A 26,371-nucleotide genomic window follows, 5' to 3' on the forward strand; every position below is an offset into this window, starting at 1 on the left:
GTGCACGACTGTCTCGCTCCCGCGCGGGACACTGGGGACATGACGACGACCACCCCACCGCAGCGCGAGGACCAGCTCCTTCCGGCGCGTCCGGGCTGGCCCGACGAGGCCGGCCACTTCGGTGTCTTCGGCGGTCGCTTCGTCCCCGAGGCCCTGATCGCCGCCCTGGACGAGCTCACCGAGGCCTACGAGGCGATGCGGGTCGACCCGGCCTTCCTCGAGGAGTTCGCCCGGCTGCAGCGTGACTACACCGGCCGGCCCAGCCCGATCACCGAGGTGCCGCGGTTCGCCGCCCACGCCGGCGGCGCCCGGGTGCTGCTCAAGCGGGAGGACCTCAACCACACCGGCTCTCACAAGATCAACAACGTGCTCGGTCAGGCGCTGCTCACCAAGCGGATCGGCAAGACGCGGGTCATCGCCGAGACCGGCGCCGGCCAGCACGGGGTGGCCACCGCCACGGCCGCGGCCCTCATGGGCCTGTCGTGCACGGTGTACATGGGCGAGGAGGACACCCGCCGGCAGGCGCTCAACGTCGCCCGGATGCGGCTGCTCGGCGCCGAGGTCATCCCGGTCACCACCGGCTCGCGGACGCTCAAGGACGCGATCAACGAGGCCTTCCGCGACTGGGTCACCAACGTGGAGACGACCAACTACGTCTTCGGCACCGTGGCCGGCCCGCACCCGTTCCCGGCGATGGTCCGCGACTTCCAGCGGGTCATCGGCGACGAGGCGCGCGCCCAGGTGCTCGAGCGGGAGGGGCGGCTGCCCGACGCCGTCCTGGCCTGCGTGGGCGGCGGGTCCAACGCCATCGGCATCTTCACCGCGTTCGTGCCCGACGAGGGGGTCCGCCTGGTCGGCCTGGAGGCCGGCGGGGACGGCGTGGACACCGGTCGGCACGCTGCCACGATCACCGGTGGCTCGCCGGGGGTGCTGCACGGCGCGCGCTCGTTCCTGCTGCAGGACGACAACGGCCAGACCATCGAGTCGCACTCGATCAGCGCGGGCCTGGACTACCCCGGCGTCGGCCCGGAGCACTCCTACCTGCACAGCATCGGCCGCGCGGAGTACCGGCCGGTCACCGACGCCGAGGCCATGGAGGCCTTCGCGCTGCTGTGCCGCACCGAGGGCATCATCCCGGCGATCGAGTCCGCGCACGCGCTCGCCGGGGCCATGACCCTCGGCGAGGAGCTGGTGGCGCGGGGGGCTGGTGGGCGCGGGGGCGAGCCACCGCTGCTGCTGGTGAGCCTCTCCGGCCGCGGCGACAAGGACGTCGAGACGGCGTCGCGCTGGTTCGGTCTCGGCGACCGCGAGGACGTCGACCCGGGGCCCGGCCTGGACACCGACCAGCAGCCCACGGAGGGCGCGATCAGCAACGACGAGGCCGTCGCCGGCCAGGACGCGGGGGAGACGTCATGAGGGAGCTCGCGAGCTCGGCAGTGGACACAGCAGCTCCGCGAACGCGGCCGACGAGCGCCGGCGAGGGGGCGGCGTGAGCCTCTTGGCAGACCGGATCGCGGCCGCACGGGCCGAGGGGCGGTCGGCGCTCGTCGCCTACCTGCCGGTCGGCTACCCGGACGTCGAGGCCTCCATCGCGGCGATGGTGGCCGCGGTCGAGGGCGGGGCCGACGTCGTCGAGGTCGGCGTCCCCTACAGCGACCCGGGCATGGACGGGCCGGTCATCCAGCAGGCGGTGGACGTCGCCGTGCGCGCCGGGGTCGGCCTGCGCGACGCGCTCCGGGCGGTCGAGGCCGTCGCCGCCGCCGGCGCGGTGCCCGTGGTCATGAGCTACTGGAACCCGGTGGAGCGCTACGGCGTGGAGCGGTTCGCCACCGACCTGGCCGCCGCCGGGGGAGCGGGGGCGATCACCCCCGACCTCATCCCCGAGGAGGCCGGGGAGTGGCTGGCCGCCGCCGAGCGCGCCGACCTCGACCGGGTCTTCCTCGTCGCGCCGTCGTCCACCGACGCCCGCCTGGTGTCGACGACGGCCGCCTGCCGCGGCTTCGTCTACGCCGCCTCCACGATGGGGGTCACCGGCACCCGCGCCACGGTCAGCGACGCGGCCGAGCAGCTGGTCGCCCGCACCCGCGCGGCGGCTCCCGACCTCGCCGTCTGCGTGGGCCTGGGGGTGTCCGACGCGGACCAGGCCGCCGAGGTGGCCGCCTTCGCCGACGGCGTCATCGTCGGCTCCGCGTTCGTGCGCACCCTCCTCGACGGTCGCGGCGCGGACGGCGTGCGCGCGCTGGCCGCCGAGCTGGCCGAGGGCGTACGCCGCCGGGCCGGGGCCCCCGCATGACCACGCTGGCCGCCATCCCCAGTCCCACCCAGGGCGTCTGGGAGCTCGGTCCGCTACCGATCCGCGCCTACGCGCTGTGCATCATCGCCGGCATCGTCGCCGCGATCTGGCTGACCGACCGCCGCTGGCGGGCCCGCGGCGGGGCGGAGGGCGACGTCCTCGACATCGCCGTCTGGGCGGTGCCCTTCGGCATCATCGGCGGCCGCCTCTACCACGTCATCAGCAGCCCCCGGGCCTACTTCGGCGAGGACGGGGACCCGCTGCGCGCCCTCGCCATCTGGGAGGGCGGCCTCGGCATCTGGGGCGCCATCGCCCTCGGCGGGGTGGGCGCGTGGATCGCCTGCCGCCGCCGGGGCATCCCCCTGCCCGCCTTCGCCGACGCGCTCGCGCCCGGGCTGCTGGTGGCCCAGGCGATCGGGCGGCTGGGCAACTGGTTCAACAACGAGCTCTACGGCAGCCCGACCGACCTCCCCTGGGCCTTGGAGATCCACGTCTGGGACGGCACCGGCGCGGTGGTCGGCCCCGACGGGCTGCCGCTCGTGCAGGGCTTCTTCCACCCCACGTTCCTCTACGAGATGCTGTGGAACCTCGCCGCGGCCGCGCTGGTCATCTGGGCCGACCGGCGCTTCCGGCTCGGGCACGGTCGGGCGTTCGCCCTCTACGTGGCCAGCTACTGCGCCGGCCGGCTGTGGATCGAGCTGCTGCGCACCGACCCGGCCGAGACCTTCTTCGGCGTCCGGCTCAACGTCTTCACCTCCGTCATCGTCGGCCTGCTGGCGGTGGCCTACCTGGTCTGGCAGCGCGGCCGGCCGCGCGAGGTGATCACCCGCGGACGTGAGACGGCCGACACCGTCGGGGCCGAGCACGGTGCCGATGCGGCGTCGCCGGCGGTCGCGCCCGGCGGCGGCGAGCCGGCGGCCGACGGACCCGCAGGTGAGGACGACCGCCGGCGCCGCACGGAGAGTTGAGCGGGACGCGCCGCGACTCGGGTTTGGCGGTGTGAGCCCCGTGTTACGTCTGTGTACCCTCTGCCCAGGCCCTCCCAGTGATCCTGGCGAGGGTGCTTGCGTCGGAACCGGGCCAGCGCCGCCCCGCGGACGACAGCCCCGGGGGCACCACCTCCAGGGCTCGTGGACCAGGGTGGGACAGGCGATCCCGGATCGCCCTCCGCCCCCGGTTCTCTCGCAGTGCCGCACCTCTGCCCTCTGACCACCGGCCCCGGGCCTCCGCCCCCCGCCCGCTCCCGTCATCGACGACGGCCGCGGACGGCGCGCCGACGACGGGAGTGACATGTCCGAGTTCCCCGCCCCCGCCGCTGCGTCCCCCGCCTCCCGCGGGACCGCCGTCCCCTCCACCGCCCCGGCCGTGCCCTTCTCGGCCGTGCCGCCCGCGTCGGGCCTCTACGACCCGGCCAACGACAAGGACGCCTGCGGCGTGGCCTTCGTCGCGGACGTCCGAGGAAGGCGCAGTCGCCGCATCGTCTCCGCCGGCCTGACCGCGCTGCACAACCTCGACCACCGGGGCGCGGCCGGCTCCGAGCCCAACTCCGGCGACGGCGCGGGGATCCTCACCCAGGTCCCCGACGCGCTGCTGCGTGCCGAGGTCGACTTCGACCTGCCGCCGCTGGGCGAGTACGCCGTCGGCATCGCCTTCCTCCCGGTCGACGAGGCCGAGCGGGCCGCCCGCCACGCCGACGTCGCCCGGCTCGCCGCCGAGGAGGGCCTCACCGTCCTCGGCTGGCGGGAGCTCCCGGTCGACCCCGATGGCGCGGATGTCGGCCCCACGGCGCGCGCGGTCATGCCGCACTTCGCCCAGCTGTTCGTCGCCGAGACCATGGGCGCCCGCGCCGACACCACCGCGTTCGGTGGCGGCGTGGCCGTCAACGGCGTCACCCGGCTCGAGCGGCGCGCCTTCGTGCTGCGCAAGCGGGCCGAGCGGGCCGCAGCCGAAGCCGGCAGCTCCCTCTACATCGCCTCGCTGTCGTCGCGGACGATCACCTACAAGGGCATGCTGACCACCGACCAGCTGCCGGCGTTCTTCCCCGACCTGCGCGACGAGCGCTACGAGTCGGCGATCGCCCTGGTGCACAGCCGGTTCTCCACCAACACCTTCCCGAGCTGGCCCCTGGCCCACCCCTTCCGGCTGATCGCGCACAACGGCGAGATCAACACCATCAAGGGCAACCGGAACCGGATGCGGGCCCGCGAGGCCAAGCTCGAGACCACCCTGTTCGACGGGCCGGCGGGCCCGGCGTCCGAGCTGGGGCTGGAGCGGATCTTCCCGGTCACCGCCAGCGACTTCAGCGACTCGGCGACCTTCGACGAGGTGCTGGAGCTGCTGCACCTGTCCGGGCGCTCGCTGCCGCACGCGATCCTCATGATGATCCCGGAGGCGTGGGAGAACCACGACGAGATGGACCCGGCCCGCCGGGCCTTCTACCGGTTCCACTCCTCGATCATGGAGCCCTGGGACGGGCCGGCCGCGGTGGCGTTCACCGACGGCACGCTCATCGGTGCCGTCCTGGACCGCAACGGCCTGCGCCCCGGCCGCTGGTGGCACACCAAGGACGGCCTCGTCGTCCTGGCCAGCGAGGTCGGCGTGCTGGAGGTCCCCGACTCCGAGGTCGTCGCCAAGGGCCGGCTGCAGCCCGGGCGCATGTTCCTGGTGCACACCGGCCTGGGCAAGATCGTCTCCGACGAGGAGGTCAAGGGGGCGCTCGCCGGCGAGCACCCCTACGAGGACTGGCTGCACGCCGGCCTCGTGCACCTGCCCACGCTGCCCGAGCGGCGTCGCGCCCGGCCCAGCCACGAGTCCGTCGTCCGCCGGCAGCTGCTGTTCGGCTACACCGAGGAGGACCTGCGCGTCCTGCTCACGCCGATGGCCTCGACCGCCGCGGAGCCGATCGGGTCGATGGGCACCGACACCCCGGTGGCGGCGCTGTCGGACCGCTCCCGGCTGCTCTACGACTACTTCGGGCAGCTGTTCGCCCAGGTGACCAACCCGCCGCTGGACGCCATCCGCGAGGAGCTGGTGACCAGCCTCGGGCGCACCTTCGGCCCGGAGCAGAACCTGCTGCAGGCCACGCCGGCGTCGTGCCGGCAGGTGTTCCTGCCGTTCCCGGTCATCGACAACGACGAGCTGGCCAAGATCCTGCACATCGACGACGACGGCGACCTGCCCGGGTACGCCGCCGTCCGGATCACCGGTCACTTCGACGTCAACGGCGGCGGGACGGCGCTGGCCGAGGCGGTCGACCAGCTGCGGACCAAGGTCAGCAAGGCGATCGCCGCCGGCGCGCGCATCATCGTGCTGTCCGACCGCGACTGCGACGAGAAGCGCGCCCCGATCCCCTCGCTGCTGATGACCGCCGCGGTCCACCACCACCTCGTGCGGCAGAAGACCCGCATGGAGGTCGGCCTGGTCGTCGAGTCCGGGGACTGCCGCGAGGTCCACCACGTCGCACTGCTGCTCGGCTACGGCGCCGCCGCGGTGAACCCCTACCTGGCCTTCGAGTCGATCGAGGACCTCATCCGCGACGGCGTCCTCACCGGCGTCGAGCCCGCGCAGGCCAACCGGAACATGGTCAAGGCGCTGGGCAAGGGCGTCCTCAAGGTCATGAGCAAGATGGGCATCAGCACCGTCGGCTCGTACACGATGGCGCAGATCTTCGAGGCGGTCGGCCTGTCCCAGGAGCTCGTCGACGAGTACTTCACCGGCACCTCCTGCCCGCTGGGCGGTGTCGGCATCGACGTCCTCGCCGAGGAGGTGGCCATGCGCCACCGCCGTGCCTACCCGGAGAACCCGGCCGAGCGCGCCCACCGCCGCCTGGAGACCGGTGGCGAGTACCAGTGGCGCCGCGAGGGCGAGGTGCACCTGTTCAACCCCGAGACGGTCTTCCTGCTCCAGCACGCCACCCGGTCGCGCCAGTACGAGGTCTTCGAGAAGTACACGGCGACCGTCGACCAGCTGTCGGAGGACGCCGCGACGCTGCGCGGGCTGTTCACCCTCCGCACCGGCGTGCGCCCCCCGGTGCCCCTGGAGGAGGTCGAGCCGGTCAGCGCGATCGTCAAGCGCTTCTCCACCGGCGCGATGAGCTACGGCTCCATCTCGCAGGAGGCGCACGAGACCCTCGCGATCGCCATGAACCGGCTGGGCGGCAAGTCCAACACCGGTGAGGGCGGCGAGGACCCCGACCGCTTCGTGCCCGACCCGAACGGCGACCTGCGCCGCTCGGCGATCAAGCAGGTCGCCAGCGGCCGGTTCGGCGTCACCAGCGAGTACCTGGTCAACGCCGACGACATCCAGATCAAGATGGCGCAGGGCGCCAAGCCCGGCGAGGGCGGCCAGCTGCCCGGCCAGAAGGTCTACCCGTGGGTGGCCCGCACCCGGCACTCCACGCCGGGCGTCGGCCTGATCAGCCCGCCGCCGCACCACGACATCTACTCGATCGAGGACCTCAAGCAGCTGATCCACGACCTGAAGAACGCCAACAACGAGGCGCGGGTCCACGTCAAGCTGGTCAGCGAGGTCGGGGTCGGGACGGTCGCGGCCGGGGTGAGCAAGGCCCACGCCGACGTCGTCCTGATCTCCGGGCACGACGGCGGGACCGGTGCGGCGCCGCTGACGTCGCTCAAGCACGCCGGCTCGCCGTGGGAGCTCGGCCTGGCCGAGACGCAGCAGACGCTGCTGGCCAACGGCCTGCGCGACCGCATCGTCGTGCAGTGCGACGGGCAGATGAAGACCGGCCGGGACGTCCTCATCGCCGCGCTGCTGGGCGCCGAGGAGTACGGGTTCGCCACCGCTCCGCTGGTCGTCTCCGGCTGCGTGATGATGCGCGTCTGCCACCTGGACACCTGCCCGGTCGGCGTGGCCACCCAGAACCCGGAGCTGCGCAAGCGGTTCACCGGGCGGCCGGAGTTCGTCGTCACCTTCTTCGAGTTCCTCGCCGAGCAGGTCCGCCAGTACCTCGCCGAGCTGGGCTTCCGCTCCCTCGACGAGGCCATCGGTCACGCCGAGCTGCTCGACACCCGCAAGGCGGTCGACCACTGGAAGGCCGCCGGGCTGGACCTCACCCCGATGCTGGCCGTGCCGGAGCTGCCCGAGGGTGCCTCCCGGCACCGGGTGCGGGAGCAGGACCACGGCCTGGACGTCGCGCTGGACCAGACCCTCATCCAGCTGTGCGAGGGCGCGCTGCTCGACGCGCGGCCGGTCAGCCTCGAGCTGCCCGTCCGCAACGTCAACCGCACCGTCGGCACGATGCTCGGCTCGATGGTCACCCGGCGCTTCGGCGGCGAGGGCCTCCCCGACGACACGATCGACCTGACCTTCACCGGGTCGGCCGGTCAGTCCTTCGGCGCGTTCGTGCCGCGCGGCGTCACCATGCGGCTGCTCGGTGACGCCAACGACTACGTGGGCAAGGGCCTGTCCGGCGGGCGGATCGTCGTCCGGCCGTCGCGGGACGCCACCTTCGCCGCCGAGGACAACGTCATCGCCGGCAACGTCATCGGCTACGGCGCGACCGCGGGGGAGATCTTCCTGCGCGGCCGGGTCGGCGAGCGGTTCTGCGTGCGCAACTCCGGGGCGCTGGCCGTCGTCGAGGGCGTGGGCGACCACGCGCTGGAGTACATGACCGGCGGCCGGGCGGTGATCCTCGGCCCGACCGGCCGCAACATCGCGGCCGGCATGTCCGGGGGCATCGCCTACGTGCTCGACCTGCCCCGCCACCGGGTCAACGGCGAGATGGTCGACGTCGAGCCGCTGGACGGGGACAACGCGCAGTGGCTGCGCGACGTGCTGGTCCGCTACGCGGCGGACACCGAGTCGCCGGTGGCGTCTGCCCTGCTGGCCGACTGGGGCCGCTGGTCGGATCGCTTCAGCGTGATCATGCCGCGTGACTACCGTCGAGCGGTCGAGGCCCAGCGTGCCGCCGAGGCCGCCGGTACGGACGTCGATCGCGCACTCATGGAGGCAGCCCGTGGCTGAGTCGCGCTCCCGACCCTGCTCCCCGTTCCGTCCTGAGCTCATGGAGGCCGCACGTGGCTGACTCGACCGGTTTCCTCAAGCACGAGCGGGCGCTGCCGCCGCGGCGTCCGGTCGATGTCCGGATCCTGGACTGGAAGGACGTCTACCTCACCCGGCAGACCGGTGAGGACGGGGTGTTCCCCGTGGGTGCGATCCGCCAGCAGGCGGCGCGGTGCATGGACTGCGGCATCCCGTTCTGCCACCACGGCTGTCCCCTGGGCAACCTGATCCCGGAGTGGAACGACCTCGCCCGCCGCGACGACTGGACCGAGGCCATCGAGCGGCTGCACGCCACCAACAACTTCCCGGAGTTCACCGGGAAGCTGTGCCCGGCGCCGTGCGAGGGCTCCTGCGTGCTGAACCTGCAGGAGTCGCCGGTCACGATCAAGCAGATCGAGTGGGAGATCATCGACCAGGCGTTCCAGCGCGACCTGGTCAAGCCGGTGCCGCCGCAGGAGCACACCGGCAAGAAGGTCGCGGTCATCGGGTCGGGTCCGGCCGGCCTGGCCGCCGCCCAGCAGCTGACCCGCGCCGGCCACGACGTGACCGTGTACGAGCGGGCCGACCGCGTCGGTGGGCTGCTCCGCTACGGCATCCCCGAGTTCAAGATGGAGAAGGCCGTCCTCGACCGGCGGCTGGACCAGATGCGGGCCGAGGGCACCCGGTTCGTCACCGGCGTCGAGGTCGGCGGCAGCGGTGCCGGCGACCTGTCGGTCGAGCAGCTGCGGGCCGAGTACGACGCGGTCGTGCTGGCCGGTGGCGCCACCCTGGGCCGCGACCTCACCGCCCCGGGCCGGGAGCTCACGGGCATCCACCTCGCGATGGAGTACCTGCCCTTCGGCAACCGGCAGGCCCTGGGCGAGCTCGACGCCCCGCCGATCAACGCGCACGGCAAGCACGTGGTGATCATCGGTGGCGGCGACACCGGCGCGGACTGCCTGGGCACCGCCCACCGGCAGGGCGCGGCCTCGGTGACCCAGCTGGAGATCATGCCCGCGCCGCCGGACCGCCGGGACCAGGCCAGCAACCCGTGGCCGACCTACCCGATGATCATGCGGGTCTCCAGCGCCCACGAGGAGGGCGGGGAGCGGCTGTACAGCATCAACACCGAGCGCTTCCTCGGCGACGAGGACGGCAACCTCCGGGCGCTGCTGGTCCACGACGTCGAGCGGGTCGACGGGCGGTTCCAGAAGGTCGAGGGGACCGAGCGGGAGCTCCCCGCCGACCTGGTGTTCCTCGCCATGGGGTTCACCGGCGCCCAGCGCGAGGGCCTGGTCGACACCCTCGGCGTCGAGGTCGACGGGCGCGGCAACATCGCCCGCGACGGCGAGTTCATGTCCACCGTCCCCGGCGTGTTCGTCGCCGGTGACATGGGTCGCGGTCAGTCGCTGATCGTGTGGGCCATCGCCGAGGGGCGGGCCGCGGCCGGCGCCGTGGACACCTGGCTGACCGGGGCGTCGATGCTGCCGCGTCCGGTGACGCCCACCGCGGTGGCGCTGCGCTGAGCAGTCCCCGCTGAACGGCCAGGGCCGGTCCCGCTCCGGTGGAGGGGGACCCGGCCCTGGCGTCTCCTGGGGCGGATGTGAGCGCTCACAGGGGTCCTCCCCGCGAAGCGGCGGCGAGCCGGATAGCGTCTGGGGCATGTCGCGTCGCGCCAAGATCGTCTGCACCCTGGGCCCGGCCACCGGGACCCTGGAGCAGGTCACCGCCCTCGTCGAGTCCGGGATGGACGTCGCCCGGCTGAACTTCAGCCACGGCGCGCACGCCGACCACGAGAAGGCCTACCACCTGGTCCGGGAGGCATCCGACCGCACCGGGCACGCCGTCGCCATCCTCGCCGACCTGCAGGGCCCGAAGATCCGGCTGGGCACCTTCGTCGACGGCCCGGTCGTGTGGCCGACCGGCAGCCGGGTCTGCGTCACCGTGGAGGACGTCGAGGGCACCGCCGAGCGGGTCTCCACCACCTACAAGGGCCTGGCCGCCGACGCCCGCGTGGGCGACCGGCTGCTCGTCGACGACGGCAAGCTGGCGTTGTCGGTCGTCGGGGTGGACGGTCCCGACGTGTGGTGCCTCGTGGTCGAGGGCGGGGAGATCTCCAACAACAAGGGTCTCTCGCTCCCGGGCGTGGCCGTCAGCGTGCCGGCGCTGTCGGACAAGGACGAGGAGGACCTCCGCTTCGCGCTGCACCTGGGCGTCGACTTCATCGCCCTGTCGTTCGTGCGCTCGCCCCGCGACGTCGAGCTGGTGCGCGACATCATGCGGCAGGAGGACGTCTCCGTCCCCGTCATCGCCAAGCTGGAGAAGCCCGAGGCGGTCGAGAACCTCGAGGCGATCGTCGAGGCCTTCGACGGCGTCATGGTCGCCCGCGGCGACCTCGGCGTGGAGCTGCCGCTGGAGCAGGTGCCGCTGGTGCAGAAGCGCGCCGTGCAGGCGGCCCGCGAGCGGAACAAGCCGGTCATCGTGGCCACCCAGATGCTCGAGTCGATGATCAGCTCCTCCCGGCCCACCCGCGCCGAGGCCTCCGACGTCGCCAACGCCGTCCTGGACGGAGCCGACGCGGTCATGCTGTCGGGGGAGACCTCGGTCGGCCGGTACCCGATCGCCGCCGTCCGCACGATGGAGCGCATCATCGACGCCGTCGAGAGCGCCGACACCGCCGTGCCGGACCTGGTGCGCGTCTCCCGGTCGCGCGCGGGCGCCATCGTCCGCGCGGCCAAGGACGTCGGCGAGACCCTCGACGTCAAGGCGCTCGCCACGTTCACGCAGACCGGCGACACCGCCCGCCGCCTGGCCGCTCTGCACCCGCGGCAGCCGCTGCTGGCCTTCACCGTCGACGCCCGGGTGCGCAGCCAGCTGGCGCTGGCCTGGGGCGTGGAGACCTTCCTCGTGCCGGAGGTGCAGCACACCGACGACATGGTGCGGCAGGTGGACTTCTCGCTGCTGTCCATCGGCCGGCTGAAGGAGGGCGACCGGGTGGTCGTCGTCGCCGGCAGCCCGCCGAACACCGTCGGCTCCACCAACCTCATCCGGGTGCACGAGGTGGGCACCGACTCATGAGCGGTCCCTCGGGGGACGGCGACAGCCAGGCCGCCGCGCTGCTGCAGGTCCTCGACCTCGAGGAGCGGGACCGGGACGTCTTCGTCGGCCAGACGCCGACGACGCGGCTGCAGCGGATCTTCGGCGGCCAGGTCGCCGGGCAGGCGCTGATGGCGGCCGGGCTGACCGTGCCGGAGGGCCGCGACGTGCACTCGCTGCACGCGTACTTCCTGCGGCCCGGTGACCCGCACGAGGAGATCCGCTACACCGTCGACCGGATCCGCGACGGGCGGTCGTTCACCACCCGCCGCGTGATCGGCTGCCAGTGGCGCCGGGGCGAGGACGTCGCCATCTTCGCGCTGACGGCGGACTTCCACGCCGAGGAGCCGGCCGTCGTCGAGCACTCGCTGCCGATGCCGGCCGTTCCCGCGCCCGAGGAGCTGCCCTCGCTCGCCGACGTCGCCGCCCGCCACGGGCAGGAGGGGTCGGCGGAGATGGAGATCAGCCGTGCGGTCGAGCAGCGGCTGCTGGAGGACCCGTTCGACGGGCAGGCCAAGGAGCCGCCGACGCGGGTCTGGATGCGGGTCGCCGGCCGGCTCCCGGCGCAGCCGGCCGTGCACGCGGCGGCCCTGACCTTCGTCAGCGACCTCACCCTGCTGGGTGCGGGGCTGGTGCGCGTCGGCGGGTGGCAGGACCGCTACGCCGGCGCGAGCCTCGACCACGCGGTGTGGTTCCACGCACCGGTCCGCGCCGACGACTGGTTCCTGTACGAGACCGACAGCCCCGCCGCCTCCGGGGGCCGGGCGCTGTGCTTCGGCCGCGTCTGGTCGGCCGACGGCACGCACGTGGCGACGGTCGCCCAGGAGGGGCTGCTGCGCGCCGTCGGGCGCTGAGCCCGGTCGCTCAGGACCCGGTGCCCCGGGCGCCCGCTGCCTCCTCGGCGCCGGCCGTCTCCTCGGCGCCGGCCGTCTCCTCGCTCCCGACCGCCTCCTCGGCGCCGGTCGCGGCGTCGGGGCCGGCCTCCACCGGGGCCGGCAGCGACTGCTGTGCCTCCGCCTGCGCGGCCGTCTCGTCCTGGGCGGCGGGGGTCTCGGGGGCCGCGTCGGCCGGCGCGCCGGGAGCCACAGCGGCCGCCCGGCGCTCGGCCTCGGCCCGGGCCCGCTCGGCGGCGGACTCGGCGAAGTCGGCGGCGAGCCAGTCGTGGTTCTCGCAGAGCAGCGCCCAGGCCCGCTCCACGTGCGCGCGGGTGGTCGTCGGCGCGCCGACGGCGACCCGCAGCACGATCTGCCCGCGGACCGTGGTGTGGGTCAGGAACACCTCCCCGCCGTCGTTGAGCCGCTCCAGGAGCGTCATCGTCGCGACGTCGGCGTCCACCTCGGTGGACCAGTGGGGCCGCAGGCACACCAGCGACAGCGGGTGCTTCGTGACGACGTCGAAGCGGTCGTCGGCCTCGGCCCAGGCGGCCAGCTCCTGGGCCAGCGCGACCCCCGAGCGGATGTGCGCGCGCAGGCCCTCCGCGCCGTACCAGCGGAGGACGAACCACAGCTTGAGGGCGCGGAAGCGCCGGCCGAGCTCGATCTGCCAGTCGCGGTAGTCGACGACGGCGCCGGCGTCGGTGGCGGCGTTGCGCAGGTACTCGGGCAGGATCGCCAGCGCGCCGGTGAGCGCGGCCCGGTCGGCGACCCAGAACAGCGTCGCGTCGAAGCCGGTGAGCAGCCACTTGTGCGCGTCGGTGGTGTAGCTGTCGGCCCACTCGACGCCGGCCTGCAGCTCCCGCAGCTCGGGGACGACGGCGCTGACGCCCGCGTAGGCGGCGTCCACGTGCAGCCAGACGCCGTACCGCTGGCAGATCGGCCCGAGCTCGGCCAGCGGGTCGACGGCGGTGGTGGACGTCGTCCCGACGGTGGCGCAGACGAGGACGGGACGGAACCCGCGGGCGGTGTCGCGCTCCAGCCGGGCGGCGAGCGCGGCGGGGCGCATCGCGAGGTCCCCGTCGACCTCGACGAGGCGGACGGCGTCGGTGCCGAGGCCTGCCACCCGCACCGCCTTCTCCATCGAGGAGTGGGTCTCGGAGGAGACGTAGACCGTGTACTCCTCGGGCCGCACCCCGTCGCGGACGGTGGCGCCGCCGCTGGCGCGGTGCAGCGCGGCCAGCAGGGCCACGAGGTTGGCGCCGGAGCTGCTGTCCTGGACCACGCCGCCGCCGGTGCCCGTGGACCGGAAGGAGACCGGCAGGCCCAGCAGCTCGGCGAACCAGTCCATGACGTGCTGCTCGAGCTCGGTGGCCGCGGGGCTGGTCACCCAGGACATGCCCTGGACGCCGAGGCCGGAGGAGACGAGGTCGCCGAGCACCGACGGGCCGGAGGTGTTGGCCGGGAAGTAGCCGAAGAAGCCGGGGTGCTGCCAGTGCGTGACGCCGGGCAGCACGACCCGCTCCAGGTCGCCGAGGACCGCGGCGAAGGGCTCGCCCTGCTCCGGCGGCGAGGCCGGGAGCGACGCCCGGACGTCGCCGGGGGCCACGGGGGAACGGACCGGGTGGGTGGCGATGCGGGTCCAGTAGTCGGCGATCCAGTCGACGACCTCGTGCCCGTGCTGCCGGAACTGCTCGGGGGTCATGTGCGGGGGCGTCGGCGTCGGCTCGCTCACCGGGTCACCGTAATCCGCGTCCACCGGACCCAGCCGGGGACGGCACCTGAGGCGGTGTCGGCCGACAGACCGACAGGCCGACAGGCCGACGATGTCGGAGTGCCCCCGGTGCGACTCGAACGCACACTGTGCGGGTTTTGAATCCGCTCCCTCTGCCGATTGGGGTACGGGGGCGTCGGAGGCGGTGCTCCGGCTGCCCGAGCAGCCTAGCGGTCCGTCGCCGACCCTCCGGCATCGCTAGGCTCCCGCGCGTGAGCAGCGAGTCGATCCGGGTCCTGATCGCGGAGGACGAGGCGCTCATCCGCCTCGACCTCAAGGAGATGCTGGAGGAGGAGGGGTACAGCGTCGTCGCCGAGGTCGGTGACGGGCAGCAGGCCGTCGACCGTGCCACGGAGCTGCGTCCCGATCTGGTCATCCTCGACATCCAGATGCCGGTCCTCGACGGGCTGTCGGCCGCCGAGCAGATCGCCACCGCTCGGGTGGCGCCGGTCATCGTCCTCACCGCGTTCAGCCAGCGGGAGCTGGTGGAGCGGGCGCGGGACGCCGGCGCGATGGCCTACCTGGTGAAGCCGTTCTCCAAGAACGACCTGGTGCCGGCGATCGAGGTCGCCCGGGCCCGCTTCGCGGAGATGTCCGCGCTCGACGGCGAGGTGCGGACGCTGGAGGAGCGACTGGAGACGCGCAAGGTCGTCGAGAAGGCCAAGGGCAAGCTGATGGCCGACCAGGGCATGACGGAGGCGGAGGCGTTCCGCTTCATCCAGCGGACGGCGATGAACGAGCGGACGTCGATGAAGGCGCTGGCGCAGCGCATCCTCGACCCGCAGGAGGCCGAGGCCCCCGCGGAGTGACCCGCATCGCCCGCTGAGGCCCCCGTCCGCGCCGTGTGTCGGACCGGATCTGGGAGGTCACGACCTCATCACGGTCCGGGCGACCCTCGGCCCGGGCGCGGATCCGGCAGCTACCTTCCCCCCACTGACCAGGCCAACCCGCCAGGGCTGGCCGAGTGCACGACTGACACGACAGTGGGAGTTGTTTGATGCGCACAGGCATCCTCGCCCGGAGCGCCGCCATCAGCGCCGCGGCCCTGCTCGTACTGACCGCCTGCGGCGGCGGCGGCGACGACGAGGGCGGCACCGGCGGTGGTGGCGACGCCGCCAGCGGTGAGAAGCAGGTCAACGTCTACGGATCCGACGGCAACATGGGCAACGCCCTCGGTGAGCGGCTCTCCGGTGAGGGCGCGCTGGCCGGCATGAAGGGCACGCTGCCCCTGACCGAGCTGTCCGGTGACTTCCGCGACCGGCTGCTCGAGGTCACCCCGGATCTCGTCGACTACAACTACGCCGGAGAGACCTACGACGCCATCGTCATCACGGCGCTGGCCGCGCAGATGGCCGGCACCAACGACGCCAACGTCTTCAAGGCCTTCGTCAACGGCGTCACCGTCGGCGGCGACAAGTGCGAGGACTTCGCGTCCTGCCTGGAGATCGTCAACGGCGGCGGCAACCCCGACTACGACGGGCAGTCCGGCCCCCTGAGCTTCACCGACGCCGGCGAGCCGGCTCAGGCGAGCATCGGCATCCAGCAGTTCGGTCCGGACAACCGGATCGACGACAGCGCGACGCGCTACGTCCTGCCGGGTGACGAGGCGAACGCCACCACCGACGAGGGTCCGGCCCCGGCCCCGGCCGGCACGACCTCGCCGGAGCCGCTGATCATCGGCACGCTGCTGCCGGAGACCGGCAACCTGGCGTTCCTCGGCCCGCCGGAGATCGCCGGCGCCCAGCTGGCGGTCAACGACATCAACGCCGCCGGCGGCGTCCTGGGCCAGCAGGTGCAGCTCATCCAGCGCGACTCGGGTGACACGACCACCGACATCGCCACCCAGTCGGTCGACGCCCTGCTGCAGGCCGGCGCCAACGCCATCATCGGTGCGGCGTCCTCGGGTGTGAGCCTCACCGTCATCGACACCATCACCGGTGCCGGTGTCGCGCAGTTCTCGCCGGCCAACACGTCGGACCAGTTCACGACGTACAACGACAACGGGCTGTACTTCCGCACCGCCCCGCCGGACGTCCTGCAGGCCGAGGCGCTGGCCGACCTCATCATCGAGGACGGCAACAACACGGTCGGCATCCTCGCCCTCAACGACCCGTACGGCACCGGGCTCGCGGAGAACGTCGCGAACAACCTGCAGTCCGCCGGTCTCGCGGAGGGCGACATCCAGTCGATCATCTACGACCCGCAGGCTGCGAACTTCGACTCCGAGGTCCAGCAGATGGTCGACTTCAACCCCGACGCGATCGTGGTGATCGGGTTCGACGAGTCCTCGCGGATCATCGAGGGGCTCAACTCCAACGGGATCGGCCCGCAGCGCTGATCCCTCCCCGGGTCCGTCACTGACGGCCCGGGAGCGCGACCCCGCAGTGGCCCGGCACCGCACCACGGTGCCGGGCCACTGTGCTGTCGGGGGTCAGCGCTGCATCTGCTGGCCGGGCGGCTGCCAGTCCGAGGGGCGCCCGGTGTGGTTGGAGAACTCCACCGACCACCGCCACCAGCTGTGGTCCTCGGCGTGCTCCCAGGCGGTCAGGACGCCGACCTCGCCGCCGGGCAGCAGGACGGGCAGGCCCTGCATGGCGGCGTCCGGCCACACCTCGCTGCGGGTCACCGTCCCGCCGTCGAGCTGCAGCAGCGTGATGGGGGAGTAGTCGCCGTCCCGGTCGGAGTCGGCACGGACGACGACGCTGTCGTCCTCGGCGACCACCTCCACCTGCAGCCGCGCCGGCGCGGCGTGCACCAGCACGCGGGAGAAGCCGCCGGCGGTGGTGGCGCGCGCGAACTCCAGGCCGTTCATCCCGCCGTCGCGGGACCGCAGGTTCCACGTCCAGTTCATGCCCGGCCCCTACCCGTCCTGGGCGGCACCCACGGACGACGACGGCGCCGGACCCGCGGTGGGGTCCGGCGCCGTACGGCCCCGTCCAGAGGCAAGCCGCGAGCCTGCGAGCGGTGAGGAGGACGGGGTCCTCTTTCAGTGGGCCTTGGCGAGAGTGCCCAGGTACAACTCGATGACCTTGGGGTCGTGCATCAGCGCGCTGCCGGTGTCGGTGTAGGCGTTGCGGCCCTGGTCGAGGACGTAGCCGCGGTCGCAGATCTGCAGGCACCGCCGGGCGTTCTGCTCGACCATGATGATCGAGACGCCGGTGGCGTTGATCCGGCGGCAGCGGATGAAGACCTCATCCTGGTACGCGGGGGAGAGTCCGGCCGACGGCTCGTCGAGCAGCAGCACCGACGGGTCCATCATCAGCGCCCGGCCCATGGCGACCATCTGCCGTTCGCCACCGGAGAGGGCGCCGGCCTTGCCCTTGCGCCGCTCGCCGAGCAGCGGGAACAGGTCGATGACGTAGTCGAAGCGCTCCTTGAACGTCTTCGGCCGCAGGTAGACGCCCATCTGCATGTTCTCCTCGATGGTGAGCGAGGGGAACACGTTGTTGTTCTGCGGCACGTACCCGACGCCGAGGGAGACCAGCCGGTGGGCGGGGGCGGAGGTGATGTCCTCCCCGCGCAGCGTGACCGCCCCCGAGCGCACCGGGATGAGCCCGAAGAGGGTCTTGAGCAGGGTGGACTTGCCGGCCCCGTTGGGACCGATGATCCCGACGAGCTCACCCTCCTGCAGGTAGAAGTCGCACCCCCGCAGGATGTTCACCCCCGGCACGTACCCGGCGACCAGGTCGTCGGCCCGCACGAGGGCGCCCTCGGCGAGGCGCACGTGCTCCTCACGGGTGGCCGCCTTCTCCGCGGGGGAGAGCTCGGTGGCCGGCGAGGCGGCCTGGGCGGCGCGGGTGAGGTCCTCGCCGGACTCGTCGACCTCGAACAGGGGGTCGCTCATCGGTCGTTGCCCTCCTGACGGGTGGTGGAGTCCAGGATCGCGCCCTCGGTGTGTTCCTCGCGGGCGATGGCCTGCGAGGCCTCGGCGAGCACGCGGTCCTCCTCCTCGACGGTGAGCGGCGCGTCGTGGTGGGCGCCGAGGTAGGCGTCGACGACGGCCTGGTTCTGGCTGATCGACTCCGGCGGGCCCTCCGCGATGACCCGGCCGGCCGCCATGACGACGACCCAGTCACTGATGTCGCGGACGACGTCCATGTCGTGCTCGACGAAGATCACCGTCATGCCCTCCTCGCGGAGGTCCTTGACGTGGCCGAGCAGGCTCTGCGTCAGCGCGGGGTTCACCCCGGCCATCGGCTCGTCGAGCATGACGACCTTCGGGTTGCTCATCAGCGCCCGCGCCATCTCCAGCAGCTTGCGCTGACCGCCGGAGAGGGTGCCGGCGAAGTCGTCCTTCTTGGCGTCCAGCTTGAACCGGGCGAGCAGGTCCATCGCCTTCTCGGTGTTCGACCGCTCCTGCGAACGCCAGGTGCCCGGCCACAGGGCGCCGAAGAAGCTCTCGCCCTTCTGCCCCTGCGCGCCGAGCAGCATGTTCTGCATGACGGTGAGCCGGGACAGCGCCTTGGTGAGCTGGAAGGTGCGGACGACGCCGAGACGGGCCACCTTGTGCGGGGCCAGGTCGGCCAGCGACCGTCCGTCGAACGTCCAGTTGCCGGTGTTGGGCTGGTCGAAGCCGGTCAGCAGGTTGAACAGCGTGGTCTTGCCGGCTCCGTTGGGCCCGATGAGGCCGGTGATGCCGCCGCGCTGGATCTCCAGGTGGTCGACCGCGACCGCCGTGAGCCCGCCGAACTGACGGGTCACGCCGTCGACCACGACGATCGGGTCGGGCTTCGCGACGCCGACCTCCCAGGACACGTCCCGCAGGGCGGCCTGGGCCAGGCGGCGCGGCGGGTGGTGGGCGGCCTGGCCGAGGGACGCCGCGTGCGCCCCGCTGCCGGCCGGCTCGGTGGGGGTGGGGTCAGCGGGCATCGAGCATCACCTCTCGTCGGTCACCGAAGATGCCTTGTGGCCGGAAGACCAACAACAGCATGAGCCCGAGGCCGACCAGGACGAAGCGGATCTGCGCCACGTCGGTGGAGGTCAGCAGCCCCTCCGGGATGACGCCGTTCTCGATCAGCGCCCGCAGGATGGCGTCGGCGAACTGCAGGATGAACAACAGGATCATCCCGCCCAGCACCGGACCCAGCACCCGCGCGGCACCGCCGAGGATGAGGGCGGCGTAGGCGAGGAACGTGTTGGCGTTCTGGTACTGGTCTGGGATCGCCGAGCCGGTGCCGACGGCGTAGACCATCCCGCCGAGAGCACCGATGATCCCGCCGAGCACCAGCGCCTGCATCTTGTAGACGTAGACGTTCTTGCCCAGCGCGCGGACGGCGTCCTCGTCCTCGCGGATCGACCGGACGACGCGGCCCCACGGGCTGCGCATCAGGGCCCAGATGAGCAGGCAGGACAGGGTCACCAGCAGCCAGCCGACCACGGCCACCCAGAGCTCACCCCCGGACCAGCTGGTGCCGAGGATGCGGTAGCGCGCGTTGGTGGTCCACGGCGCGAGCGCCAGGAAGTCGCCGTTGAACGCCGAGATGCCCCGGGTGCCGTTGGTCAGGGGCGTGGCCGACACGGACCGGAACAGCAGGCGTAGCCCCTCGGCCGCGGCGATGGTGACGATCGCGAGGTAGTCCGCGCGCAGCCGCAGCGTGGGCAGGCCGAGCAGCAGGGCGAGGACGATCGCCGCGAGCAGTCCGACGGCCACCCCGACCCAGAAGTCGAGGCCCCACTTGGTGACGGAGATGGCGATGCCGAACCCGCCGAGCATCGCGAAGGCGATCTGCCCGAAGTTGAGCAGGCCGGTGTAGCCGAACTGCACGTTGATGCCGACGGCCAGCAGGACGAAGAAGATCGCCTGGAACCCCAGGGCCGCCTTGCCGGCGACCGCGATGGCGTCGATGACTTCACTCATGGGTCAGCCCACCCGGACGCGGCTGCCCAGGATCCCCTGGGGCCGGATGACGAGGATGACGATCAGCAGCAGCAGTCCGCCGACGTACTTGACGTCGTTCGGGATGACGAGCGTCGACATCTGGACGAAGACGCCGACGACGAGGCTGCCCAGGAGGGCGCCGTACGCGGTCCCGAGACCGCCGAGGGTGACGCCGGCGAACATGAGCAGCAGCAGGCGGAAGCCCATGTCCCACTGCACCTGGTCGGACAGGCCCAGGAGCACGCCGCCGAGGGCGGCGAGTGCCCCACCCATCATCCAGACGACGAGGATGACCCGGTTGACGTCGATGCCGGAGGAGGCGGCGAGGTCCCGGTTGTCGGAGACCGCGCGCATCGCCTTGCCGATCTTCGTGCGCTGCAGCATGAGCGCCACCAGGATGAGCACGACGATCGAGATGACCACCGAGGCGAGGTCGGCGCCGGTCATCCGGAACAGGCCGTAGTCGACGGCCCGGCCGCCTCCGACGTCCTGGTAGGCGTTGGACCGGCCGCCGTACACCAGCTGGATCAGGTAGCGCAGCATCAGCGACAGGCCGATCGAGACGACCAGCGCGGCGATGAGCCCGGTGCCGCGGCGACGCAGGGGGCGCCACAGGGCCAGCTCGTTGAGTGCGCCGACCGCAGCTCCCACGAGCATCGCGATCAACGCCGCCACGATGAGGGGGACGCCGCCCTGGACGTTGATGTACCAGGCGGCGACCGCGCCGATGGTGACCAGCTCGCCGTGGGCGAAGTTGGTCAGGCCCGTCGTCCCGAAGATCAGCGACAGGCCGACGGCGCACATGGCGATGAGCAGGCCGAACCGGATGCCGTCGACGAGCAGCTGGACGGCGCGGACGGTGCCGCCGCCGCCCTCCCGGCTGCCGTCGTTGAGGCCGATGATCGCCGCCTGCCGGCGGCCCTCCTCGACGGTGACGGTGCGGCTGTCCTCGCCGGAGAGGACCACGCCCTCGGGCAGGTCGTCGGCCTCGATGGAGACGACGTACTCACCGGGTCCGGGGAGGTCCACCTCCCAGCGGCCCTGCTCGTCGGTCTCGACGGAGTCGACCTCCTGGCCGCTGGCCGTGGTGACGGTGATCTCCACGCCCTCGATCGGGCCGCTGCGGCTGGTCTGCAGGGTGCCCACCAGCTGCTCGCCCTCGGCCTGGGCGATGCCGGGGACGATCATGGCGAGACCCAGCCCGAAGGCGGCGACGAGGAGGAGCCGGACCAGGGTGCGCTGCCGAGCGCCCGGGCGCGGGCGACCCGCGGTCCCGGCGGGGTCCTCGACGGTTCCTGGTCGTCGACCGCGTCGTGGGACACGGCCTGGAGCGTGCGTCACTCGACCTCCTAGGCGTGTGAACGAGGGGGGGACCGTAACTCAGCGGTGTTTCGTCCTGCGGTCCTCGCCGCGAGCTGTGACCTTTCCGCGACACGCCGCTCCTGTCACGCCCGCACCACGGGCGGCGCGCCGCCGTGACCTGGAGGCCGCCGGACGGCACCCTCTGGCCACCGTCCAGGGGAGGCTCCTGTGTCAGGACCCGGTTCGCGGTCCCGCGTCACGACGCGCACGGCGCGTCCCGACGACCTGCCCGCCGTGCTCGCCCTCGTGCGCCAGCACCGGGCGGAGGCCCACGCCGAGGGCGTCCTGACCGGGCAGACCCCTGGGGCGGCCGCGGCCGCGGGGTTCGGCCGGCTGCTGGCCGATCCCACGCACCGGGTGGTCCTCGCGGTGCTGCCCGGCCCGGGCGGGCCGGACGGTGGCGCAGGCGCCGAGGTGGTGGTGGGACTGGCGATCCTCGGACTGGACCCGTTGTCGGTGGTCCTCGGTGTCCCGCAGGTGACCGTCGACAACCTCGTGGTGCACCGCGGGCACCGCCGTCACGGGGCCGGGGCGGCGCTGCTCGGCGCCGCGGTCGTCCACGCCGCCGACGCCGGGGCCGACCACGTGGTGGCCGCCGTGGGCGGGCACGAGGCGGAGCGGCAGCGGTTCTTCGCGCGGATGGGGTTCGCGCCGCTCACCACGCGGCGGATCGTGCCGCGGGAGACCCTCGCCCGCACACTGGCCGCCTGGCAGCGCGGGGGCGTGACGATCCCGACGCCGCGCCGTCCTCCGGTCCGCCGCCGCCCGGTCGCGCGGGTCAGCACGGTGCCGGGCGTCGCGGAGGGCTGAGCGCGCGGGCTCAGCTCCGGGCGGCGGAGAGCATGCAGGTCAGCCGGGCCGTCGCGGTGGGCCGTCCCTGGTCGTCGCTGACCTCGACGCGGAAGGTGGCCAGGGTGCGCCCGCGGCGGACCGGCGTGGCCACCGCCGTCACGGTGCCGCTGGTCGCCGCACGCAGGTAGGTGACGTTCAGCTCGACCCCCACGCACCGGCGGCCCGGGCCGGCGCCGAGCGCCGCGGCCCACGACCCGACCGTCTCCACGAGCGCGCAGGTGGCCCCGCCGTGCAGCAGGCCCGCCGGCTGCTGGTTGCCCTCGACCGGCATCGTGGCGACCAGGTGGTCGGGGTCGTAGTCGGTGATCTCGATGCCCAGCTTCTCGTCGAGCGGGCTGGTGAAGGCGGCGGGCAGCCAGTCGGGACGGGCGAGGGTCACCCCGGCACGGTAACCACCGCACTCTCCCCGGCCCCGCTGCAGGGTCCCGGCCTGAGCCTGCGAAGGTCGGGGGCAGTGGGGTCCTCTTACTAGGATCGGCGGCGATGTCCGCTCCGGTCTCCGCCCCCGCGTCCACTGCCGTCCCGACCGGTGAGGGCGGCAGCCCGCCCCGCCCCCGACTGCTGCTGCTCGACGGGCACTCGCTGGCCTACCGCGCCTTCTTCGCGCTGCCGGTGGAGAACTTCTCCACCACCACCGGGCAGCCGACCAACGCGGTCTACGGCTTCACCTCGATGCTGATCAACATCCTGCGCGACGAGCAGCCGTCGCACCTGGCGGTCGCCTTCGACGTGGGGCGCAAGACGTTCCGCAGCGAGATCTACGCCGAGTACAAGGCCAACCGCGCCGAGAGCCCGACGGACTTCCGCGGCCAGGTCAGCCTGATCCAGGAGGTGCTGGGCGCCCTGCGCGTCCCCGTCATCACCGCGGAGGGGTACGAGGCCGACGACGTCATCGCCACGCTCACCGTGCAGGCCGTCGAGCAGGGCATGGACGTGCTGATCGGCACGGGCGACCGGGACGCGCTCCAGCTGGTGAACGAGCACGTCACCGTGCTGTACCCGCGCAAGGGCGTCTCCGACCTCACCCGGTTCACCCCGGAGGAGGTGGAGGCCAAGTACGGCCTGTCGCCCGTCCAGTACCCGGACTTCGCCGCGCTGCGGGGCGACCCCAGCGACAACCTGCCCAGCATCCCGAGCGTGGGGGAGAAGACCGCGGCCAAGTGGGTGCGGGAGTACGGCTCCCTCGACGCGCTGGTCGACCAGGTCGACACGGTCAAGGGCAAGGTCGGGGAGAAGCTGCGCGAGCACCTGTCCTCCGTGCTGCAGAACCGGCGGCTGACCGAGCTCGACCGCGCCGTCCCGCTCGAGGTGGACCCGGGGGACCTCGCCGTCCGCGCGTGGGACCGCAACGAGGTGCACACCCTCTTCGACAACCTGCAGTTCCGGGTCCTGCGGGACCGCCTGTTCGCCACGCTCACCAGCGCCGAGCCCGAGGTCGAGGGCGGCTTCGACGTCGCCGTCGACGAGGTGCCGGCCGGCGGGCTGGGCGCGTGGCTGGAGCGGCACGCACGCACCGGCCGGACCGGGGTCATCTTCCGCGGGACCTGGGGGAGGGGCACCGGCGAGCTGACCGGCCTCGCGCTGGCCGCCGCCGACGACAGCGCCACCTTCGTCGACCTCGGTCCCGACCTGGACGTCGCCGACGAGCAGGCGCTGGCCGCCTGGCTGGCCGACCCGGCCGCCGAGAAGGTCGTCCACGAGGTGAAGGGCCCGCTCCTGGCGGTCTGGGCCCGCGGCTGGGAGCTCGAGGGTGTGGTCAGCGACACCGCGCTGGCCGCCTACCTGGCGCTGCCCGGGCAGCGGTCCTTCGACCTCGGTGACCTGGCGGTGCGCTACCTGCGGCGCGAGCTCAAGGACACCGCCGAACCCGAGGGGCAGCTCACCCTCGACGGGCTCGGCCCGTCGGAGGACGACGTCGCCCGGGAGGCGGCGCACGCCGACGTCCTCAAGGCGGTGGCGGTCAACGACCTGTCCGACGCGCTGGAGTCGGTGCTCGGCCAGCGCGGCGGGGACGCCCTGCTGGGCGCGATCGAGCTCCCGCTGACCCGCGTGCTCGCCGCCATGGAGTACCGGGGCATCGCCGCGGACCTGGAGTTCCTGCAGGAGTTGCAGCGGGAGTTCGCCGAGGGCGTCGCCGCCGCGGCGGCCGAGTGCTACGCCGTCATCGGCCGCGAGGTGAACCTCGGCTCGCCCAAGCAGCTGCAGGCGGTCCTGTTCGACGAGTTGGGCCTGCCGAAGACGAAGAAGATCAAGTCCGGGTACACGACCGACGCCGACGCGCTGACCTGGCTGCTGGCGCAGACCGGCCACCCGTTCCTCGAGCACCTGCTGCGGCATCGCGACGTCACCCGGCTGCGCACGGTCATCGACGGGCTCATCCCGATGGTCGACGACGCCGGGCGCATCCACACCACGTTCGGGCAGACGATCGCCGCGACAGGCCGGCTGTCCTCCACCGACCCGAACCTGCAGAACATCCCCATCCGCACGGCCGAGGGCCGCCGCATCCGGCAGGCGTTCGTCGTCGGCCCTGGCTACGAGTCGCTGATGACGGCCGACTACAGCCAGATCGAGATGCGGATCATGGCGCACCTGTCCGGCGACGAGGGGCTGATCGAGGCGTTCACCTCGGGGGAGGACCTGCACTCCTTCGTCGCCTCCCGGGCGTTCAACATCCCGATCGAGGACGTCGACCCCGAGATGCGCCGGCGGATCAAGGCGATGAGCTACGGCCTGGCCTACGGGTTGAGCGCCTACGGGCTGTCGCAGCAGCTGCGCATCTCCACCGAGGAGGCGCGCGAGCAGATGCAGGCCTACTTCGAGCGGTTCGGCGGCATCCGCGACTACCTCGACAGCGTGGTCGAGGAGGCGCGCCTGTCCGGGTACACCGAGACGACGCTGGGCCGGCGCCGCTACCTGCCGGACCTGACCAGCGACAACCGGCAGCGACGCGAGATGGCCGAGCGGATGGCGCTCAACGCCCCCATCCAGGGCTCGGCGGCCGACGTCATCAAGGTCGCGATGCTCAACGTGGAGAAGGCGATGGCTGCCGGGGGCCTGCGCTCGCGGATGCTGTTGCAGGTGCACGACGAGCTCGTGCTCGAGGTCGCACCGGGGGAGCGGGAGGCGCTGGAGGCCGTGGTGCGCCGCGAGATGGCCGGCGCCGCGGAGCTGTCGGTGCCGCTGGAGGTCTCGGTGGGCTTCGGCGCCAGCTGGGACGCCGCCGCGCACTGAACGCCTCATCGGCCGCCGGCGAGTCCACGGCCGCGGCCGGGGCTCGCGCGGGCGGGATCCCCGTCCCGAGCAGGACGACGAGTGCCGGGCGTACCAGGCCTGGTCGGTGCCGGGTGAGCGACGGAAGACCCTCTATCTGTAGTCGAGGGTCAGGGTCGGCGGCAGACCAGGATCAGCGTGCCGGGCACGAGCGCCCCGCGGGCCGGTGACCACTGGCCCCACTCCTGCGCGCGTCCCGGTGTCCACTCCGGTTCCAGGAGGTCGTCGAGCGCGAACCCCGCACCCACCGCGGCGCGCACCCAGTCACCGACCGTCCGGTGGTGCTCGACGTAGACGGCGCGGCCGTCGTCGTCGGTCTCCACGTACGGGGTGCGGTCGAAGTAGGAGGAGGTGACCTGGAGGTCGTCGGGGTCGGGGGAGTCGGGGAACGGCCAGCGCATCGGGTGGTTCACCGACGCGACGAACCGCCCACCCGGCCGCAGCACCCGCGCCACCTCCGCGAGCGCGCCCCGGACGTCGGCCACGAAGGGCAGGCCGCCGAACGCCGAGCAGGCCAGGTCGACGCTCGCCGACGCCAGCGGCAGGGCGAGGACGTCGGCCTGCACCAGGGGGACGGCGATCCCGGAGGCGCGGTTGAGCACGGCGGCCCGGGCGAGCATGCCGGCCGACAGGTCGAGCGCGACCACGTCGGCACCGGCCCGACGTAGCCACCGCGAGCACGGCGCCGACCCGCAACCGACCTCCAGCACCCGCCGGCCCGCGACGTCGCCCAGGAGGTGCGCCTCGCCCTCCCGCAGCCCCTCCGGACACCAGAGGAAGTCGACGTCGCCGAGGTCCTCCCCGTGCTCGGCGAGGTAGGCGGGGGCGGCGGCGTCCCACCACCTTCGGTTGGCGCGGACGGACTCGCCGTCGCCGACCGGCCGGCGGGTGACCCCGCCCGGCGCGGGGTAGCCGTCGGCGGACAGCGGCAGGGGCGGTGGAGGGGGCTGCATGACCCGCCGATCGTGACA

19 protein-coding genes and 1 tRNA gene are annotated in these 26,371 nt (G+C 73.0%); 11 read left to right on the forward strand and 9 right to left on the reverse strand.

The window, feature by feature from the left end; translation table 11 throughout:
- Positions 1-39 precede the first annotated feature (39 nt).
- The 7 genes from trpB to CRP39_RS04640 all read left to right on the forward strand — a co-directional run bounded on the left by trpB (position 40) and on the right by CRP39_RS04640 (position 12,243).
- Entirely contained in the window at positions 40-1,416 is a 1,377-nt protein-coding gene (gene trpB / locus CRP39_RS04610; protein WP_097204716.1) for a tryptophan synthase subunit beta, read from the forward strand.
- Positions 1,417-1,489: 73 nt separating this feature from the next.
- Complete coding sequence (gene trpA, locus CRP39_RS04615) at positions 1,490-2,293, forward strand: tryptophan synthase subunit alpha (RefSeq protein WP_097204718.1); 804 nt, start codon at positions 1,490-1,492, stop codon at positions 2,291-2,293.
- The gene (lgt, locus tag CRP39_RS04620) at positions 2,290-3,261 is read left to right on the forward strand and encodes a prolipoprotein diacylglyceryl transferase (RefSeq protein WP_097204719.1); all 972 of its coding nucleotides are present in this window, start codon (positions 2,290-2,292) and stop codon (positions 3,259-3,261) included. Before trpA ends, lgt begins: the two co-directional genes overlap by 4 nt.
- Positions 3,262-3,583: 322 nt before the next feature.
- The gene (gene gltB, locus CRP39_RS04625; protein WP_216359603.1) at positions 3,584-8,275 is read left to right on the forward strand and encodes a glutamate synthase large subunit; all 4,692 of its coding nucleotides are present in this window, start codon (positions 3,584-3,586) and stop codon (positions 8,273-8,275) included.
- A 53-nt stretch (positions 8,276-8,328) separates the two neighbouring features.
- Positions 8,329-9,819, forward strand: a complete 1,491-nt coding sequence (locus CRP39_RS04630) for a glutamate synthase subunit beta (RefSeq protein ID WP_097204721.1) — start codon at positions 8,329-8,331, stop codon at positions 9,817-9,819.
- Between the two features lie 136 nt (positions 9,820-9,955).
- Positions 9,956-11,371, forward strand: coding sequence for a pyruvate kinase (gene pyk, locus CRP39_RS04635; protein WP_097204723.1), 1,416 nt, complete (start codon positions 9,956-9,958; stop codon positions 11,369-11,371).
- The gene (locus CRP39_RS04640) at positions 11,368-12,243 is read left to right on the forward strand and encodes an acyl-CoA thioesterase (RefSeq protein WP_097204725.1); all 876 of its coding nucleotides are present in this window, start codon (positions 11,368-11,370) and stop codon (positions 12,241-12,243) included. Before pyk ends, CRP39_RS04640 begins: the two co-directional genes overlap by 4 nt.
- A gap of 10 nt (positions 12,244-12,253) precedes the next feature.
- Here CRP39_RS04640 and CRP39_RS04645 read toward each other — a convergent pair whose 3' ends face one another.
- Both CRP39_RS04645 and CRP39_RS04650 read right to left on the reverse strand, forming a co-directional pair.
- Entirely contained in the window at positions 12,254-13,996 is a 1,743-nt protein-coding gene (locus CRP39_RS04645; protein ID WP_216359604.1) for a pyridoxal-dependent decarboxylase, read from the reverse strand.
- A gap of 100 nt (positions 13,997-14,096) precedes the next feature.
- Positions 14,097-14,170: transfer RNA gene (locus tag CRP39_RS04650), tRNA-Leu, on the reverse strand.
- Between the two features lie 77 nt (positions 14,171-14,247).
- Here CRP39_RS04650 and CRP39_RS04655 point away from each other — a divergent pair.
- The gene (locus CRP39_RS04655; RefSeq protein WP_097204727.1) at positions 14,248-14,844 is read left to right on the forward strand and encodes an ANTAR domain-containing response regulator; all 597 of its coding nucleotides are present in this window, start codon (positions 14,248-14,250) and stop codon (positions 14,842-14,844) included.
- A gap of 188 nt (positions 14,845-15,032) precedes the next feature.
- Positions 15,033-16,373 carry an ABC transporter substrate-binding protein gene (locus CRP39_RS04660; protein ID WP_097204729.1) on the forward strand — a complete coding sequence of 447 codons (1,341 nt, stop codon included), beginning with the start codon at positions 15,033-15,035 and terminating at the stop codon, positions 16,371-16,373.
- Between the two features lie 93 nt (positions 16,374-16,466).
- Here the strand turns inward: CRP39_RS04660 and CRP39_RS04665 are convergent, their stop codons facing one another.
- From CRP39_RS04665 to CRP39_RS04685, 5 genes are all read right to left on the reverse strand, one after another.
- Positions 16,467-16,886 (reverse strand): DUF7712 family protein, encoded by a 420-nt coding sequence (locus tag CRP39_RS04665; RefSeq protein ID WP_097204731.1) that lies wholly within the window; start codon positions 16,884-16,886, stop codon positions 16,467-16,469.
- 135 nt (positions 16,887-17,021) lie between these two features.
- Positions 17,022-17,879 (reverse strand): ABC transporter ATP-binding protein, encoded by an 858-nt coding sequence (locus tag CRP39_RS04670; RefSeq protein WP_216359605.1) that lies wholly within the window; start codon positions 17,877-17,879, stop codon positions 17,022-17,024.
- Positions 17,876-18,904 (reverse strand): ABC transporter ATP-binding protein, encoded by a 1,029-nt coding sequence (locus CRP39_RS04675; RefSeq protein WP_097204734.1) that lies wholly within the window; start codon positions 18,902-18,904, stop codon positions 17,876-17,878. The genes CRP39_RS04670 and CRP39_RS04675 overlap by 4 nt, the downstream gene beginning before the upstream one ends.
- Positions 18,894-19,892, reverse strand: coding sequence for a branched-chain amino acid ABC transporter permease (locus CRP39_RS04680; RefSeq protein ID WP_097204736.1), 999 nt, complete (start codon positions 19,890-19,892; stop codon positions 18,894-18,896). The genes CRP39_RS04675 and CRP39_RS04680 overlap by 11 nt, the downstream gene beginning before the upstream one ends.
- 3 nt (positions 19,893-19,895) lie before the next feature.
- Positions 19,896-21,101: an ABC transporter permease subunit gene (locus CRP39_RS04685; RefSeq protein WP_097204739.1), complete on the reverse strand. Its 1,206-nt coding sequence runs from the start codon at positions 21,099-21,101 to the stop codon at positions 19,896-19,898.
- A 342-nt stretch (positions 21,102-21,443) separates the two neighbouring features.
- Between CRP39_RS04685 and CRP39_RS04690 the strand changes: the two genes are divergently transcribed.
- A complete protein-coding gene (locus CRP39_RS04690; RefSeq protein WP_097204740.1) occupies positions 21,444-22,085 on the forward strand; it encodes a GNAT family N-acetyltransferase in 642 nt (213 codons plus the stop codon).
- 10 nt (positions 22,086-22,095) lie between these two features.
- On the opposite strand, the gene CRP39_RS04695 is transcribed toward CRP39_RS04690, so the two are convergent.
- Positions 22,096-22,506 (reverse strand): PaaI family thioesterase, encoded by a 411-nt coding sequence (locus CRP39_RS04695; protein WP_097204742.1) that lies wholly within the window; start codon positions 22,504-22,506, stop codon positions 22,096-22,098.
- 104 nt (positions 22,507-22,610) lie between these two features.
- Here CRP39_RS04695 and polA point away from each other — a divergent pair, with 104 nt between their 5' ends.
- Positions 22,611-25,361 (forward strand): DNA polymerase I, encoded by a 2,751-nt coding sequence (polA, locus tag CRP39_RS04700; RefSeq protein ID WP_097204745.1) that lies wholly within the window; start codon positions 22,611-22,613, stop codon positions 25,359-25,361.
- Between the two features lie 149 nt (positions 25,362-25,510).
- Here polA and CRP39_RS04705 read toward each other — a convergent pair whose 3' ends face one another.
- The gene (locus tag CRP39_RS04705; protein ID WP_097204746.1) at positions 25,511-26,353 is read right to left on the reverse strand and encodes a class I SAM-dependent methyltransferase; all 843 of its coding nucleotides are present in this window, start codon (positions 26,351-26,353) and stop codon (positions 25,511-25,513) included.
- Positions 26,354-26,371 lie beyond the last annotated feature (18 nt).

Origin of the sequence: Geodermatophilus sabuli (assembly GCF_900215145.1) — a bacterium.
GTDB lineage: Bacteria > Actinomycetota > Actinomycetes > Mycobacteriales > Geodermatophilaceae > Geodermatophilus > Geodermatophilus sabuli.

What these genes read in the sequence shown, in the direction of transcription:
- trpB (WP_097204716.1), top strand. Translation starts at nt 40, where the DNA reads ATGACGACGACCACCCCACCGCAGCGCGAGGACCAGCTCCTTCCGGCG.
- lgt (WP_097204719.1), top strand. Translation starts at nt 2,290, where the DNA reads ATGACCACGCTGGCCGCCATCCCCAGTCCCACCCAGGGCGTCTGGGAG.
- gltB (WP_216359603.1), top strand. Translation starts at nt 3,584, where the DNA reads ATGTCCGAGTTCCCCGCCCCCGCCGCTGCGTCCCCCGCCTCCCGCGGG.
- pyk (WP_097204723.1), top strand. Translation starts at nt 9,956, where the DNA reads ATGTCGCGTCGCGCCAAGATCGTCTGCACCCTGGGCCCGGCCACCGGG.
- CRP39_RS04640 (WP_097204725.1), top strand. Translation starts at nt 11,368, where the DNA reads ATGAGCGGTCCCTCGGGGGACGGCGACAGCCAGGCCGCCGCGCTGCTG.
- CRP39_RS04660 (WP_097204729.1), top strand. Translation starts at nt 15,033, where the DNA reads ATGCGCACAGGCATCCTCGCCCGGAGCGCCGCCATCAGCGCCGCGGCC.
- CRP39_RS04665 (WP_097204731.1), bottom strand. Translation starts at nt 16,886, where the DNA reads ATGAACTGGACGTGGAACCTGCGGTCCCGCGACGGCGGGATGAACGGC.
- CRP39_RS04670 (WP_216359605.1), bottom strand. Translation starts at nt 17,879, where the DNA reads ATGAGCGACCCCCTGTTCGAGGTCGACGAGTCCGGCGAGGACCTCACC.
- CRP39_RS04675 (WP_097204734.1), bottom strand. Translation starts at nt 18,904, where the DNA reads ATGCCCGCTGACCCCACCCCCACCGAGCCGGCCGGCAGCGGGGCGCAC.
- CRP39_RS04680 (WP_097204736.1), bottom strand. Translation starts at nt 19,892, where the DNA reads ATGAGTGAAGTCATCGACGCCATCGCGGTCGCCGGCAAGGCGGCCCTG.
- CRP39_RS04685 (WP_097204739.1), bottom strand. Translation starts at nt 21,101, where the DNA reads ATGATCGTCCCCGGCATCGCCCAGGCCGAGGGCGAGCAGCTGGTGGGC.
- polA (WP_097204745.1), top strand. Translation starts at nt 22,611, where the DNA reads ATGTCCGCTCCGGTCTCCGCCCCCGCGTCCACTGCCGTCCCGACCGGT.
- CRP39_RS04705 (WP_097204746.1), bottom strand. Translation starts at nt 26,353, where the DNA reads ATGCAGCCCCCTCCACCGCCCCTGCCGCTGTCCGCCGACGGCTACCCC.